The organism is Comamonas sp. CAH-2 (assembly GCF_009668305.1).
Taxonomy (GTDB): Bacteria; Pseudomonadota; Gammaproteobacteria; order Burkholderiales; family Burkholderiaceae_C; genus Comamonas; species Comamonas aquatica.
In genome coordinates, this window is the sequence record NZ_VSWF01000001.1 from 368,352 (window position 1) to 383,342 (window position 14,991).

13 protein-coding genes are annotated in these 14,991 nt (G+C 65.3%); 6 read left to right on the plus strand and 7 right to left on the minus strand.

Annotation, left to right across the window (positions count from 1 at the left end):
• Nucleotides 1–9: 9 nt before the first annotated feature.
• Both FYM52_RS01635 and FYM52_RS01640 read right to left on the minus strand, forming a co-directional pair.
• Nucleotides 10–432, minus strand: coding sequence for a biopolymer transporter ExbD (locus FYM52_RS01635; protein ID WP_043378141.1), 423 nt, complete (start codon nucleotides 430–432; stop codon nucleotides 10–12).
• A 19-nt stretch (nucleotides 433–451) separates the two neighbouring features.
• Entirely contained in the window at nucleotides 452–1,084 is a 633-nt protein-coding gene (locus FYM52_RS01640) for a MotA/TolQ/ExbB proton channel family protein (RefSeq protein WP_043377801.1), read from the minus strand.
• A 170-nt stretch (nucleotides 1,085–1,254) separates the two neighbouring features.
• On the opposite strand from FYM52_RS01640, the gene xseA reads away from it, so the two are divergent.
• The 3 genes from xseA to FYM52_RS01655 all read left to right on the plus strand — a co-directional run bounded on the left by xseA (nucleotide 1,255) and on the right by FYM52_RS01655 (nucleotide 5,997).
• Entirely contained in the window at nucleotides 1,255–2,574 is a 1,320-nt protein-coding gene (xseA, locus tag FYM52_RS01645) for an exodeoxyribonuclease VII large subunit (RefSeq protein WP_154162815.1), read from the plus strand.
• A 260-nt stretch (nucleotides 2,575–2,834) separates the two neighbouring features.
• Nucleotides 2,835–3,419 carry a superoxide dismutase gene (locus tag FYM52_RS01650; protein WP_154162816.1) on the plus strand — a complete coding sequence of 195 codons (585 nt, stop codon included), beginning with the start codon at nucleotides 2,835–2,837 and terminating at the stop codon, nucleotides 3,417–3,419.
• A gap of 343 nt (nucleotides 3,420–3,762) precedes the next feature.
• Nucleotides 3,763–5,997, plus strand: a complete 2,235-nt coding sequence (locus FYM52_RS01655; protein WP_154162817.1) for an NADP-dependent isocitrate dehydrogenase — start codon at nucleotides 3,763–3,765, stop codon at nucleotides 5,995–5,997.
• 154 nt (nucleotides 5,998–6,151) lie between these two features.
• On the opposite strand, the gene FYM52_RS01660 is transcribed toward FYM52_RS01655, so the two are convergent.
• The gene (locus FYM52_RS01660) at nucleotides 6,152–6,643 is read right to left on the minus strand and encodes a DUF192 domain-containing protein (protein WP_081889011.1); all 492 of its coding nucleotides are present in this window, start codon (nucleotides 6,641–6,643) and stop codon (nucleotides 6,152–6,154) included.
• A gap of 111 nt (nucleotides 6,644–6,754) precedes the next feature.
• Here FYM52_RS01660 and icd point away from each other — a divergent pair, with 111 nt between their 5' ends.
• Together icd and FYM52_RS01670 are read left to right on the plus strand one after the other, a co-directional pair.
• Nucleotides 6,755–8,014: an NADP-dependent isocitrate dehydrogenase gene (icd, locus tag FYM52_RS01665; protein ID WP_154162818.1), complete on the plus strand. Its 1,260-nt coding sequence runs from the start codon at nucleotides 6,755–6,757 to the stop codon at nucleotides 8,012–8,014.
• 102 nt (nucleotides 8,015–8,116) lie between these two features.
• Complete coding sequence (locus tag FYM52_RS01670; protein WP_238826068.1) at nucleotides 8,117–9,547, plus strand: MFS transporter; 1,431 nt, start codon at nucleotides 8,117–8,119, stop codon at nucleotides 9,545–9,547.
• A 6-nt stretch (nucleotides 9,548–9,553) separates the two neighbouring features.
• Here FYM52_RS01670 and FYM52_RS01675 read toward each other — a convergent pair whose 3' ends face one another.
• The 3 genes from FYM52_RS01675 to FYM52_RS01685 form a co-directional block, all read right to left on the minus strand.
• Complete coding sequence (locus tag FYM52_RS01675; RefSeq protein ID WP_154162819.1) at nucleotides 9,554–12,127, minus strand: chemotaxis protein CheW; 2,574 nt, start codon at nucleotides 12,125–12,127, stop codon at nucleotides 9,554–9,556.
• Nucleotides 12,128–12,432: 305 nt separating this feature from the next.
• Nucleotides 12,433–12,984, minus strand: a complete 552-nt coding sequence (locus FYM52_RS01680; protein ID WP_045266760.1) for an NUDIX hydrolase — start codon at nucleotides 12,982–12,984, stop codon at nucleotides 12,433–12,435.
• 8 nt (nucleotides 12,985–12,992) lie between these two features.
• Nucleotides 12,993–13,691, minus strand: a complete 699-nt coding sequence (locus tag FYM52_RS01685; RefSeq protein ID WP_154162820.1) for a fumarylacetoacetate hydrolase family protein — start codon at nucleotides 13,689–13,691, stop codon at nucleotides 12,993–12,995.
• 77 nt (nucleotides 13,692–13,768) lie between these two features.
• Between FYM52_RS01685 and FYM52_RS01690 the strand changes: the two genes are divergently transcribed.
• On the plus strand, nucleotides 13,769–14,617 hold the full coding sequence (locus FYM52_RS01690; RefSeq protein ID WP_370513780.1) for a polyphenol oxidase family protein: 849 nt from the start codon (nucleotides 13,769–13,771) through the stop codon (nucleotides 14,615–14,617).
• Here the strand turns inward: FYM52_RS01690 and FYM52_RS01695 are convergent.
• A complete protein-coding gene (locus FYM52_RS01695; protein ID WP_154162822.1) occupies nucleotides 14,534–14,851 on the minus strand; it encodes a hypothetical protein in 318 nt (105 codons plus the stop codon). The genes FYM52_RS01690 and FYM52_RS01695 overlap by 84 nt on opposite strands.
• Between the last annotated feature and the right edge of the window lie 140 nt (nucleotides 14,852–14,991).

Sequence of the window (14,991 nt, forward strand, 5' to 3'; positions counted from 1 at the left end):
GGCCTGGCTTTATTTGCCCGCTGCGGCGGACTGGGTGGCGAAGGTGATCTGGGTCAATCCCGCGCGGCGCGCGGCTTCCATGGCGGAAATCACCGACTGGTGCGGGGCGGCCGCATCGGCGCTGATGATGACGATGCTCTCGCCACCCGCCGGGGCGGCACCGGCCAGCGCACTGGCGATGGCATCCACCGAGCGGTCCTCCAGCGCGGTCTTGTCGACCGCGTAGCGGCCATCGGCGGCGATGGTGATGATCACTTCCTTGGGGCGGTTGCGCATCTGCTCGGCGTCGGCCGTGGGCAGGGTCAGCTGCATTTCGGTGAACTTGCTGAACGTGGTGCTCAGCATCAGGAAGATCAGCACCACCAGCAGCACGTCGATGAAGGGGATCAGGTTGATCTCCGGCTCTTCCGTGCGTCGGGGGCGAAAGTTCAGTGCCATGGCCAGCCCTGTCTTATTTGCTGCGCAGGCGGTTGAGGTGGCGCACGAACTGCTCGCTGGACAGCTCCAACTGCAGCACATAGCCATCGACGCGGCTGCGGAAGTAGCGCCAGAAGATCAGGGCGGGAATGGCCACGATCAGGCCGAAGGCGGTGTTGTACAGCGCGATCGAAATGCCGTGTGCCAGTTGGCCGGGGTTGCCCGTGCCCATGGCGCCCGCGCCGGACTGCGAGCCAAAAATCTCGATCATGCCGATCACCGTGCCCAGCAGGCCCAGCAGCGGGGCGGCCGAGGCGATGGTGGCGAGTGCGCTGAGGTATTTTTCCAAGCGGTGGGCCACGGCGCGGCCGCTGGATTCCATGTGAGCGCGCAGCTCGTCCTCGGTGCTCTGGGGGTGGGCATGCAACTGCTGCAGGCCACTGGCCAGCACTTCGCCCAGGGCACTGTTCTGGGCCAGTTGCTGCACGGTGTCCTTGGACGGCAGGCGGTCCTTGGACACGGCAATCGCTTCGTCCAGTAGTTGGGGTGGTGCCACGCGCGCGGTCTTGAGGGATATGAAACGCTCAAAAACTAGGGCCAGGGCGAAGATAGAACATGCAATAAGAGGCCAGATGGGCCAGCCAGCGGCCTGTATGATCGACAGCAACTTTTTCTCCCGTGCGTATGTGGTGTGCGTGCAGCCGCGCATTATCGCGCAGCCTCTGCGTCGCGCAGTGATCGCAGGGGTGGATTCCGTGCAATTCGCTGCGCCGCCCAGTCTGCACCGGATTGCCACGGCGGGCTGTTGTTTTCTGCATCCGCCGGATGTTTGTGCCCATGTCCCTCTTTGACCGCCCCTCCGCTGCCACCGCCACATCCCGTGTCTGGGAGGTGGGGGCGCTGTGCCGCGCGATTGCCGACAGCCTGGAGGCGCGCTTCAACCCCGTGAGCGTGCGCGGTGAGATCACGGGCTTTTCCCGCGCGGGCAGCGGGCACTGTTACTTCAGCATCAAGGACGTGGCCGGGCAGCTGCGCTGCGCCATGTTCCGCCGTGCCGCCTCGGCGCTGGACTTTCTGCCACGCGATGGCGAGCTGGTGGAGGTGCGCGGCAAGCTGGGTGTGTACGAGCAGCGCGGCGAGCTGCAACTGATCGTGGACAGCCTGCAGCGTGCTGGCCAGGGCGCGCTGTTCGAGCAATTCCTGCGCGTCAAGGCCCAGCTGGAGGCCGAGGGGCTGTTCGACGCCGCGCGCAAGCGGCGCCTGCCAGTCATGCCGCGCGGCATTGGCCTGGTGACTTCGGCCGGCGCGGCCGCGCTGCACGATGTGGTGACGGCGCTGCGCCGTCGGGTGCCGCACATTCCGGTGCTGCTGGTGCCCTCGCTGGTGCAGGGCGCGGAGGCGCCCGCGTCGATCAGCCGGGCCCTGCAGCAGCTGTACGGCCTGGCACAGCGCCAGGGGGAGGCTGGGGTGCCGCCCATTGATGTGATCCTGCTGGTGCGCGGTGGCGGCTCCATGGAAGACCTGTGGGCCTTCAACGACGAGCGCGTGGCCCGCACCATCGTGCAGAGCCCGGTGCCCGTGATCAGCGGGGTGGGGCACGAAACCGATTTCACGATTGCCGACTTCAGCGCCGACCTGCGCGCGCCCACACCCACCGCCGCGGCCGAGCTGGTGGCGCAGCCGCGCCAGGTCTGGCTGGAGGGCTTGGCCCAGGTGCAGCAGCGCCTGCAGGATGCCGTGCTGCGCCACATCGACCGGCAGGGGCAGCGGCTGGATGCGGCCACCCAGCGCCTGGGGCGGCCCAGCCAGCACATGGCCCAGCAACGCCTGCGGCTGTCGCAACTGGGCCAGCGCATGCGCTACGGGATGCTCATGAAAGTGCAGCGGCAAGCGCAGTCCTATCAAGCGCTAGAGGCTGATTTTTCTCAAAAAACCCAGCGCCAGCTGCAGCGCCATCGCCAGCGCCTGGAACAGTTGGGCCTGCGGCTGGAGCTGCTGAACCCGCAGCGCGTGCTGGAGCGCGGCTACAGCGTGCTGACCACGCCCAGCGGGCAGGTGGTGTCGCGTGTCGGCCAGGCCCCGGTGGGGGCGGCCCTGAAGGCCTTGCTGGCCGATGGCAGCCTGGATGTGACGGTCACGCAGCCCAAGCTGCTGTGAGCGCCAACGCAGGCCCGATCCGTGCCGCCGGTGTGCCGGGCGGCAGGGCTGTCCGGGCTTGGTGTCAGGCTGTGGACTGCTTTGGCTTTGATAGCGAAGGGATTTAAGTTTTAGCTGCACGCCGCCGATCTTCTTCCTACAATGGCTGACACCGCAGGTAGTTTGCGCCACGTCAAAATACACGCGCCCCTTCTCCACGCTGCGCGCAATGTGCAGTGCAGCTTTTCTTCTAACTATTTGAACCACGACGAGGATTCAGCATGGAACACACCCTGCCCCCATTGCCTTATGCGATCGATGCCCTGGCCCCCCACTACAGCCAGGAAACTCTGGAGTTCCACCACGGCAAGCACCACAATGCCTACGTGGTGAACCTGAACAACCTGCAAAAGGGCACAGAGTTTGAATCCATGACCCTGGAAGAAATCGTCAAGAAGTCTTCCGGCGGCATCTACAACAACGCAGCCCAGATCTGGAACCACACCTTCTTCTGGAACTGCATGGCCCCCAACGGTGGCGGTGCACCCAGCGGCGCGCTGGCCGATGCCATCAACGCCAAGTGGGGCAGCTTTGATGCCTTCAAGGAAGCCTTCGTGAAGTCGGCCGTGGGCAACTTCGGTTCCGGCTGGACCTGGCTGGTGAAGAAGGCCGACGGTTCCGTGGACATCGTCAACACCGGCGCTGCAGGCACCCCCCTGACCACCGCTGACAAGGCCCTGCTGACTGTGGACGTGTGGGAGCACGCGTACTACATCGACTACCGCAACCTGCGTCCCAAGTTCGTGGAAACCTTCCTGAACAACCTGGTGAACTGGAAGTTTGCCGAAGCCAACTTCGCTGCCTGACATTAGCCTGTCATCGCAGACCGTGAGGTCGGTCAAGCCCGCTGGTGAAAGCCCGCGGGCTTTTCTTTTACCGCCCTGGTAGATTGCACAGGGGCAAGCACAAAACCCTGTGTGCGTCCATCAGGTCTTATAGAAGACTTTTTCGCTAACTCTTCTACAAGACTTGCGAAAAACTGTGGATCAACGGTTAGAATTTTGCATAGTGGGAGTCCGCTTCAGTCATGCGAAATTAACTGTGGCTTCAGGCACAGGCAAGACCGCTGCGCGCAGTGGGCAACCCGGTCGGGAGCAGGCGACGAAGGCCTATCCACATCCCAGCAATCCATTGAGCCAAAAGCAAGAGATGACAACACAGCAATCCACCATCATCTACACCCTGACGGATGAAGCGCCCCGTCTGGCCACCAGCGCATTCCTGCCCGTCGTGCAAGCTTTCGCTTCCACTGCTGGCGTGAATGTCGAGACCAGCGACATTTCCGTGGCGGCGCGTATCCTGGGCGAGTTCAGCGACCTGCTGCCCGAGAACCAGCGTGTGCCCAACACCCTGGCCGAACTGGGCCAGCTGACGCTGACACCAGAAGCCAACATCATCAAGCTGCCCAACATCTCGGCCTCCGTGGCGCAGCTGCAAGCCGCCATCAAGGAGCTGCAAGGCAAGGGTTACGCCATCCCCGACTACCCCGAGAACCCTGCCAATGACGCAGAAAAGGCCATCAAGGCCCGTTATGGCAAGTGCCTGGGTTCGGCCGTGAACCCCGTGCTGCGTGAAGGCAACTCCGACCGCCGCGCACCTGCGGCCGTGAAAAACTACGCCAAGAAGCACCCCCACTCGATGGCCGAGTGGAAGCAGTGGTCGCAGACCCACGTCTCGCACATGCACGAAGGCGACTTCTACCACGGCGAAAAGTCCATGACCCTGGACAAGGCCCGTGACGTGAAGATGGTGCTGGAGACCAAGTCCGGCCAGTCCATCGTGCTGAAGGAAAAAGTGGCGCTCAAGGACGGCGAGATCATCGACTCGATGTTCATGAGCAAGAAGGCGCTGTGCGACTTCTACGAAAAGCAGCTGGACGACTGCAAGGAAGCCGGCATCCTGTTCTCGCTGCACGTCAAGGCCACGATGATGAAGGTCTCGCACCCCATCGTGTTCGGCCACTGCGTGAAGATCTATTACAAGGAAGCCTTCGAGAAGCACGGCAAGCTGTTTGACGAGCTGGGCATCAACGTGAACAACGGCATGTCCACGCTGTACGAGAAGATCGAGACGCTGCCTGCCTCCAAGCGCGAAGAGATCATCCGTGACCTGCACGCCTGCCAGGAACACCGTCCGGCACTGGCCATGGTGGATTCCGCCAAGGGCATCACCAACTTCCACTCGCCCAACGACATCATCGTGGACGCCTCCATGCCCGCCATGATCCGCCAGGGCGGCAAGATGTGGGGTGCCGACGGCAAGCCTTACGACTGCAAGGCCGTGATGCCCGAGTCGACCTTTGCCCGCATCTACCAGGAGATGATCAACTTCTGCAAGTGGCACGGCAACTTCGACCCACGCACCATGGGCACCGTGCCCAACGTGGGTCTGATGGCGCAAAAGGCCGAAGAGTACGGCTCGCACGACAAGACCTTCGAGATCCAGGAAGACGGCGTGGCCAACATCGTCGATCTGGCCACCGGTGAAGTGCTGCTGTCGCAGAACGTGGAAGCCGGCGACATCTGGCGCATGTGCCAGGTCAAGGACGCGCCGATCCGCGACTGGGTGAAGCTGGCCGTGACCCGCGCCCGCAACTCCGGCATGCCCGCCGTGTTCTGGCTGGACGCCTACCGTCCGCACGAAGCCGAGCTGATCAAGAAGGTGCAGAAGTACCTGAAGGACCACGACACCACAGGTCTGGACATCCAGATCATGAGCCAGGTGCGCGCCATGCGTTACACCCTGGAGCGCGTGGCCCGTGGCCTGGACACCATCTCGGTGACCGGCAACATCCTGCGCGACTACCTGACCGACCTGTTCCCCATCATGGAACTGGGCACCTCGGCCAAGATGCTGTCCATCGTGCCGCTGATGGCCGGTGGTGGCATGTACGAAACCGGTGCCGGTGGATCCGCGCCCAAGCACGTGCAACAGCTGGTGGAAGAGAACTTCCTGCGTTGGGACTCGCTGGGTGAATTCCTGGCGCTGGCCGTGTCGCTGGAAGACCTGGGCATCAAGACCGGCAACGCCCAGGCCAAGCTGCTGGCCAAGACCCTGGACCAGGCCACCGGGAAGCTGCTGGACGAGAACAAGTCGCCATCGCGCAAGGTCGGCCAGATCGACAACCGCGGCTCGCAGTTCTACCTGTCGCTGTACTGGGCCCAGGCCCTGGCGTCGCAGACCGAAGACGCAGGCCTGGCGGCCAAGTTTGCGCCCCTGGCCAAGGCCCTGGCCGAGAACGAAGCCAAGATCGTGGCCGAACTGGGCGCCGTGCAAGGCAAGGCGGCCGACATCGGCGGCTACTACCAGCCCGACCTGTCCAAGCTGGACGCTGTGATGCGCCCCAGCGCCACCTTCAACGCCGCGATCGCTTCGCTGGCCTGAGGGTGAGTTAGGCCCGCTGAAGCTGTTCGGCGGGCCATGAAAAAAAGAGCTGCCAGCGCCTGTGTGGGCTGGCTTTGAGATAGGAAACTATCTGAAAGCCAAGCACATCAAGCGCTGGCAGCTCTTTTTTTGTGTAATGCCGGGGCGCTGTACCTCAGGGCTTGAAAGGCGCACCGGTCAGTTTGGCACCGGCCTGGATGTGCTTGGATTTGAACCAGCCCTGGTTCATCTCCAGCACGAAGCGCACGGGCTTGGCCGAGCAGTGCGAGTTCTCGTCGTGCGGCTGCATGTCTGCCAAGTTGACAATCGTGCCATCGTCGGCAACGAATGCCGCGGTCAGCGGGATCAGCGTGTTCTTCATCCAGAAGCACTGCACGGCGGGTTGCTCGAACACGAACAGCATGCCTTCGTGCGCCGGCATGCTCTGGCGGAACATCAGGCCGTGCTGGCGGTCGGCAAAGCGCTGTGCCACCTGGGCATCAATGCGGTACATGCCGGCGCGCAGCTCGGTGCGCGGCAGGTGCATCTGGGGTTCGTTCGAGGACTGGGCGTGGGCGCTCAGCGTGGCGGACAGCCAGGCCATCAGGGCCCAGCCAAGGATGCGTCGATGGGGCAATGCGTTCATGCGGCTATTGTGCAGTGTCATGCAGGCGCCTGCGCAAGCCTGGAGCGCGGCGCAAGCTCCCCTAGAATAAACCCGCCACACCATGCAAGCCCTGCATGGGCCTTGGAATCAGAGCCCGGAGACCGCCTTTTTATGAGCACCACCACCCACATTCAGATCCCTGCGCACGGCCAGAAGATCACGGTCAATGCGGACATGTCGCTGAACGTGCCGCTGCAGCCCATCATTCCATTCATCGAAGGCGATGGCGTGGGGGTGGATGTCACGCCGGTGATGCGCAAGGTGGTGGACGCGGCCGTGGCCAAGGCCTACGGTGGCGCGCGCCAGATCCAGTGGATGGAGGTCTATGCTGGCCAGAAATCCACCCAGGTGTATGGCCCCGATGAGTGGCTGCCCGAAGAAACGCTGGACGCCGTGCGCGAGTATGTGGTGTCCATCAAGGGCCCGCTGAACACGCCCGTGGGCGGCGGCATCCGTTCGCTCAACGTGGCGCTGCGCCAGGCGCTGGACCTGTATGTCTGCCTGCGCCCGGTGCGTTACTTCAAGGGTGTGCCTTCGCCCGTGCGCGAGCCCGAGAAGACCGACATGGTCATCTTCCGCGAGAACTCGGAAGACATCTATGCCGGCATCGAATTTGCCGCCGGCACTGACAAGGCGCGCAAGCTGATCGACTTCCTGCGCGACGAGCTGGGCATCGACAAGATCCGCTTCCCCGAGACCTCGGGCCTGGGCATCAAGCCCGTGTCCAAGGAAGGCTCGCAGCGCCTGGTGCGCCAGGCCATCCAGTACGCCATCGACCATGACAAGCCCTCGGTCACGCTGGTGCACAAAGGCAACATCATGAAGTTCACGGAAGGCAGCTTCCGGGACTGGGGCTACGAGCTGGCGCTGCAGGAGTTCGGCGGCGAGCTGATCGACGGCGGCCCCTGGGTCCAGGTGCCCAACCCCAAGACCGGCAAGCACATCCTGATCAAGGACAGCATCACCGACGCCTTCCTGCAGCAGGTGCTGCTGCGCCCGGCAGAGTACAGCGTGATCGCCACCCTGAACCTGAATGGCGACTACATCTCGGACGCGGTGGCCGCGCAGGTGGGCGGCATCGGCATTGCCCCCGGCGCCAACATGTCGGGCGCGGTGGCGGTGTTTGAGGCCACGCACGGCACGGCGCCCAAGTACGCCGGCAAGGACTATGTGAACCCCGGCTCCATGATCCTGTGCGCCGAGATGATGCTGCGCCACCTGGGCTGGACCGAGGCCGCGGACCTGATCATCCAGGCCATGGAAAAGGCCATCCAGAGCAAGAAGGTGACCTACGACTTCGCGCGCCTGATGGACGGCGCCACGCAGGTCTCGTGCTCGGGCTTCGGCCAGGTCGTGATCCAGCAGCTCTGAGCCCGCTTTCGGGGCTGCTGCCACCCCGCCAGCCGTGCGGGGTTTTTTTATTACCAAATTGGCTGGAAACGCTGATTCCAGCAGCGCTGACAGCTATGCAATATGAGTCTTTCTACTGTGTCCGCAACGCCCGCGCCTGAAGCGCCCGATGGCATGCAGGGGCGTGCCCGTCAGCTGGCCATGGCGGTGATCGTGTGCGGTCTGATGCTCTGTGTGCTGGACAGCACCATGCTGAACCTGGCGCTGCCGCAGATGGCGCGCCAGTGGCAGATCGACCCGGCCTACACCCTGTGGGTGGTGAATGCCAACCAGATTGCATCCCTGGTGCTGCTGCTGCCGCTGGCGGCCCTGGGCGACCGCCTGGGCTACAAGCGCGTGTACCTGTGGGGCATGCTGGTGTTCGGGCTGGCCAGCGTGCTGGCGGCGCTGGCGCCTTCCTTACCCTGGCTGATCGTGGCCCGGGCCCTGCAGGGCATGGGCATGGCCGGGGCGCTGTGCGTCAACGGCGCCCTGGTGCGGCAGATCTACCCGCGCGGCCTGCTGGGCCAGGGCATGGCGCTGAATTCCATGGTGGTGGCACTGAGCACGGTCACCGGGCCGGTGCTGGCCGCGGCGGTGCTGACCCAGTTCGACTGGCGCTGGCTGTTCAGCCTGCACCTGCCGCTGTCGCTGTGGGTGTGCTGGCTGGGCCGCAAGGCCTTGCCCCCGCCGCACGCGGGCCGGGCCGCACAGGCGGGGCTGTCCTGGCTGGATGTGGGTTTGAACGTGCTGATGTTCGGTGCCATCTTTCTGGCGCTGGACCGCATCAGCCATTACCAGCCCGGCACCGCCAGCCTGGCGTGGGCGGGGCTGTGGCTGGCGTTGGGCCTGGTCGCGGGCTGCTGGTATGTGCGCCGGCAAAAGCGGCAGGCGCAACCCATGCTGCCGCTGGACCTGCTGCGCATCCCCGTGTTTGCCTTGTCGATGGGGGCCTCCATCAGCGCCTTCAGCGCGCAGACCATGGCCTTTCTGGCCCTGCCATTCCTGCTGATCGAAACCCATGGCCTGAGCACCGGGCGCGCGGGCCTGCTGATCAGCGCCTGGCCGGTGGCGCTGGCGGTGGTGGCACCGCTGGTGGGGCGGCGCATTGGGCGCATTCCGGCCGGGCGCCTGGGGGCCATGGGCATGGCGCTGTTTGCCAGCGGGTTGTGGGCGCTGGCGCTGCTGCCCATCGGCGCGGCAGTCTGGGATGTGGCCTGGCGCATGGCCCTGTGTGGCGCGGGCTTCGCCATGTTCCAGTCGCCCAACAACCACACCATCGTGACCTCGGCCCCGGTGCACCGCAGCGGCGCGGCCAGCGGCATGCTGGGGTCGGCCCGCCACACCGGCCAGGGCCTGGGTGCGGTCTGCCTGGCCGCCTGTTTTGTGCTGTGGCCCGGCACCGAGGGGCTGGCCGAGCAGCGCGCGATGTGGCTGGCCGGCGGTTTTGCCGTGCTGGCGGCCTGCTTCAGCGGACTGCGCCACACGCCGGTGGCACCGCCGCTGCCGCGCTGAGGTCGGTCACTCCACGGCCGGCGCGGCAATGGCCACTTCGCCGGGTTTGCGTTGCAGGGTGTTGAGCAGGCTGTGTGGGTTGATGCACTGCACCAGCAGCGCGCCGCGGTTGGCCTTGATCAATTCGCTGACCAGCATGTCGCCCCCGCCGGTCATGCTGGGGGCGGGGATGATGCTGGCGTGCTCGAAGTGGTGCACGCCGTGCAGGGCGCTGACCAGCACGCCCAGCTTGCGCGCACCATGCTCCAGTACCACGACTTGGCTTTGCTCCGTCAACCGGGTGCGCTGGCCCGTGAGCAGCTCGCCCAGGTCAAACACCCAGACGTAGCCCGTGACCTGGCCCTGGGCGTGGCGCGCCAGCGTGCCCAGGCAATAGGGCAGGCGGCCGGCGGAGACTGGGCTGATGGCCGCAGCGGGCAGGGCTTCCAGCACGGACTCGGCGCGCAGGGCAAACAGCTGGGCGCCCACATAGAAGGTGGCCATTTCCACCCCGCCGATGCCGCTGCCCGTGCCGTCCACCGCGTGCGCGGCCTGCACCAAGCCATGGCTGTCGGTTTCGACCTGGCCGAAGGTCTCGATGGACAGGGCCAGCACATCGTCGCCGTAGCCGTCCGTGGTCTTGAACTCGCGGTAGCCGCGCGACACGCTGGCCCCCACGATGCTGTACTGCTGCTGGTGGACCGCGATCACGGCCTCGCTCTGGCCGGCCTGCACCTGCAGCAGCCGCGGGGAGGGCAGTTGCACGGTGCTGCCGGGTGGCGAGGCAGGGTCGGTGCTGGCCAGCACCAGGCCCTGGCGGTTGACGTACAGCGCCTGGTTCTTGGGCTTGCCCGCCAGGGCATTGCTCAGCATGGCCTGCATTTCCGGGATGGCGTTGAAGACAATCGCAATGCCGCCCACGGTCACGCTGCTGTCGCCCTCCTGGCGGATGGCAGCGTGGTAGACGTAGGTGGCGCCTTCCGCGCCGGCCTGGGCATCGCTCCAGGGGCTGACGTGGTACTGCTGGCTGTCCTTGAGCTGCAGCACGGCCGCCAGTGTGGCCGGGTCGATGTGCTGCTCCAGCACGCTGTGGCCACTGGCCATGTCGGGGTGGCTGGCGCACAGGATGCGGCCCTGGCGGTCATAGACCATCAGCCGGGTGTAGACGGTGTAGAGGCTGTTGATGTGCTCCAGCACGCGCGTGGCCTGCTCCAGCAGCTCTGCACTGGGGGCGCCCTGCGCCGCGGTGTGCGAGAGCAGCTGGCGCAGCACCGGTGACAGCGCCCACCAGCGGCAGTCGTTGGCGCGCTCGTACAGGTTGCGGTCCAGCAGGTCGACCAGCAGCTGGGTCAGCGACTGGCTGTCGCGCAGGCCGGCGCTGAGCACGGTGTCGTACAGGTCGCGGATGGACTGGGTGAACACCACGTTCGTGCGCGCCCCGGTTTCCCCGATCTGCTCCAGCACCGACTTGAGCCGGCTGGAGCCGCCGCGCTGTCCCGCCGTCATGACCTGGCCGTTCCAGACCACGCGGCGGATGGCATCGGCCGCCTTGATGATGTCGTACAGCGGTGGGCAAAAGCTCTTGGCGTGCCCCAGCAGGCCTTGCGCCACATCTTGGGGCAGGCTGTCGATGCAGCGCATGATTTTGGTGCCGAAGGCCTGTTCGATCGGGATCATGACCTGGCCCTTCCAACCCTCTGGCCCCGGGTAGCCCTGGTAATCCGTGGCGGAGACGGTTTGCACCAGGTAGGTGCGACCCGAGTGTGTATACAGATGTGGTGCACCATCCTGGTTGGTGGGCAGCTTCACCCCCAGCGCGATCCAGTCGCTGTCGCTGCTGGCGATGACCCGGTTCTGGGCGTTCAGCAGCAAGGCTACGCTGCGCCCCTGGGCGGCGCTGCTGCCGGCAAAGATGCCGGCCATTTCGCCCTCGAAGTCGAAGGACAGGCACAGCACCCCGCAGGGCTCGCCCGTGCTGGGGTGCAGCATGCGCTGGGTGTACAGCAGGGCCTGCTGCTTGTGCGGGCGCAGGTCACAGGCGCGGAAGGTTTCCAGGTAGCTGTCGCTGGCCAGCGTCTGCGCCAGCAGCGGGTCCAGGCTGCCTTCCACGGGCGAGGATTCGTCGATCTGCGCCAGCACCGTGCCCTCGGTGTTGATGAGCATGATCTCGTCGTAGACCGTGTACTTGCTGCGGTATTCGCCCAGCCGTTCCATGATGCCGCGGCCATCGCTGATGCCAGCGACGTAGTTGCACAACGTGCGGTCCGTGGCCAGGAAGCCGACATCGGCGGTGCGTTCATACAGATTGCGCACCACGATGTCGATGACGTGGTGGGCGCAGGTGGCGATCTCCGACATGACCTCGTGGACCGACTCGGAGACCATGGAGTGCACCAAGTCCAGCTCCAGCCGCTGGAAACCTTCGCGCGTGGCGGCCATCATGGGCAGCATGCTGTGGGCTTCCTCGGCGCAGTTCATCTTCGCGGAGGATTCGATCAGGCGCCACAGCAGGTTGAGCTCGTGCAAGGAGCGTTCGCAGCGTGCGACATCCCGCATGTAGGGGATGAAAGTGTCGATATGGATGTCGTTGTCTCGTGCCATGTCAGCCCTCCTTGCGTGCAATGCGCGGAACGTTCATGAAGTCAGTCCCGCTTCTACTTTTTGAAACAGATGCAAAAGTCGGGCCACGCAAGCCCTGCGCACAGGGGCTGGGTGTCACCTGCCCGACAGCGGCCAAAGCTCAAAGGGGACGCCGAACGCACACCTGCAGCCGGCGTGCCAGGGGCTGAGCAAGGGCGCTGCCTGCCGGCATGCAGTGCCCACGGTCAGGACGTAGGGGGAGGAGTGCGTCGGGGGCACGAGGCCCTGGCGTGCGACCCTCAGGGGGAGTAACACCTGGGGTGGGCTCAGTCGAGGTCGATGCTGTGCACCTGGGTCAGGCCGGCCTGGCGGTCTTCCAAGTAGCGTTGCAGGGTAACGCTGACGGTGCGAAATGCCAGTTCGTCCCAGGGGATGTCGTCGGCATGGAACAGGCGCGCTTCAATCGTTTCATGCCCGGGGTCGAGCATGTCGCTGCGCAGGCGCGCGCAGTAGAACAGGTGCACCTGGCCGACGCGGGGCACGCTGATGACGGAAAACAGCCGGCCCATCTCGATGTCGGCGCCGGCTTCCTCGTCCGTCTCGCGCGCGGCGCCCTGGCTGGCGGTTTCGCCCAGTTCCATGAAGCCGGCGGGCAAGGTCCACTTGCCCCAGCGGGGCTCGATGTTGCGCTTGCACAGCAGGATGCGGCCATCGTCGGCCACGGGAATCGCCCCCACCACGTTCAGCGGGTTCTGGTAGTGCACGGTGCCACAGCCGGTGCAGATGGCGCGCACGCGCGTGTCTCCATCGTCGGGGATGGCGTGGCGCGTAGCGTGCCCGCAGAGGCTGCAGAACTGGATGGCGGGGCGCTGGTACATGTCGGGGGTCAAGCCGTGATGGATACGCGCAGCGGGGGCAGCCCTGTGATGCCACCTTCCAGCAGGTCGCCCACCTGCACGGCGCCCACGCCTTCGGGGGTGCCGGTCATGATCAGGTCGCCCGGTTGCAGTTCCCAGGCCTGGGACAGGTGTTCGATGGTTTCGGCAATGTTCCAGATCAGTTGGCCGATCTGGCTGCGCTGGCGGTCCTGGCCATTGACCTGTAGCCAGATGTCGGCCTGTTCAATGTCGCCAGCCTGGGCGGCGGGGGTGACAGGGCCGATGGGCGCGCTGTACTCGAAGGCCTTGCCAATGCACCAGGGGCGGCCTTGCTTCTTCATCTCGTTTTGCAGGTCGCGGCGTGTCATGTCCAGGCCCACGGCGTAGCCCCAGATGTGCGCGAAGGCCTCGCTGGCCGGAATGTTCTTGCCGCCCTTGCCAATCGCCACCACCAGCTCGATTTCGTGGTGCAGGTTGCTGGTCAGGCTGGGGTAGCGCATCTGCACGGGGGCATCGCCTGTGGGGGCCACGACCGCGTCGGCGGGCTTCATGAAGAAGAAGGGGGCTTCACGGCCGGTAAAGCCCATTTCCTTGGCATGTTCGGCATAGTTGCGGCCCACGCAGTAGATGCGGTGCACGGGAAAACGGTCGGTGCTGTCAACAATCGGCAACGAGGCCTGGGGGGCGGGGGGGAACGCAAACTGCATGGCAAAACAGACAAAGCGATGGAAGCCGAAAGTGTGCCATGAGTTCTTGCGCCGATTGGGCAGGGTATGCTGCCTGTGTGACTGATACCAAGCATCTTTTGCAGCAATGGCTGCAGCCCGACTGGCCTGCCATTCCCGGCGTGCAGGCCTTGTTCACCACGCGCCAGGGGGGCGTGAGCGCGCCGCCATGGGACACGATGAACCTGGGCGACCATGTGGGCGACGCTCCACAGGCGGTGGCGGCCAACCGCCAGTTGCTGGGCCGCGTGATCCAGGACGCCGCAGACCGGTGGGTGCAGCCGGTTTTCATGCAGCAGGTGCACGGCTGTGGGGTGCAGGTGCTGGAGGAGGGCGTGCCGCAGGCGCAGGCCTTTGATGCCTGTGTCACCGACCAGGTCGGCATGGTCTGCACCATCATGGTGGCCGATTGCCTGCCAGTGCTGATGGCCCATCGCTCGGGCCGGGTCGTGGCGGCGGCACATGCCGGCTGGCGCGGGCTGGCGGGGCAGGAGAGGCAGGAGGGGCATGGTGTCCTGGAGGCCCTGTGGCTGGCTTATGCCCGCCAGCTGGGCCTGCCTGCCGATGCTGCACTGGCTGCGCAGACCCAGGTCTGGCTGGGGCCGTGCATCGGCCCGCAAGCCTTCGAGGTGGGGGAGGACGTGCGGGCAGCGTTCACCGGCCGTGACGCGGGTGCCGACCCATGCTTTCAGGCGCGTGCCGGGGCTCCGGGCAAGTGGATGGCCGACCTGTCGGGCCTGGCCCGGCGGCGGTTGGCGCAAGTGGGTCTGACGCAGCTGTATGGCAACGATGGCACGCCGGCCTGGTGCACGTTCAGCGACGCTTCAAGGTTCTTTTCGCACCGCCGCGATGCCGGCGTCCTCGGCAGCACTGGGCGCATGGCCGCCTGCATCTGGAAGACGGACTGATTGGGTGGCGGCCGCCTGGGCGGCATCCCAGGCGCGTTGCTCGGCCTCCCGCCTGGCCTTCAGGCGGCGTTTGCGCGCGGGCGTGCCCAGGATGTAAACCAGGATGGAGATGGGCAGCAGCCCATACAGCACAAAAGTGATGACGGCTCCCAGAATGCTGCCTTGCGGGCTGGCCGCCTCGGCCAGCGCCATCATCAGCGTCACATAGAACCAGGCAATGACAATCAGGTACATGGCTGAAATGTGCCTGATGCAGCACCTCCCTGGGAGATAGTGGGCTTGATTCGCGTCAATGAGCCCGGTTTTTGCTTGGGGCAGGGGCGGAGCTGGATTGCCAGACACATGCTGCTGCGCAACAATCAATCCAGCGGCAC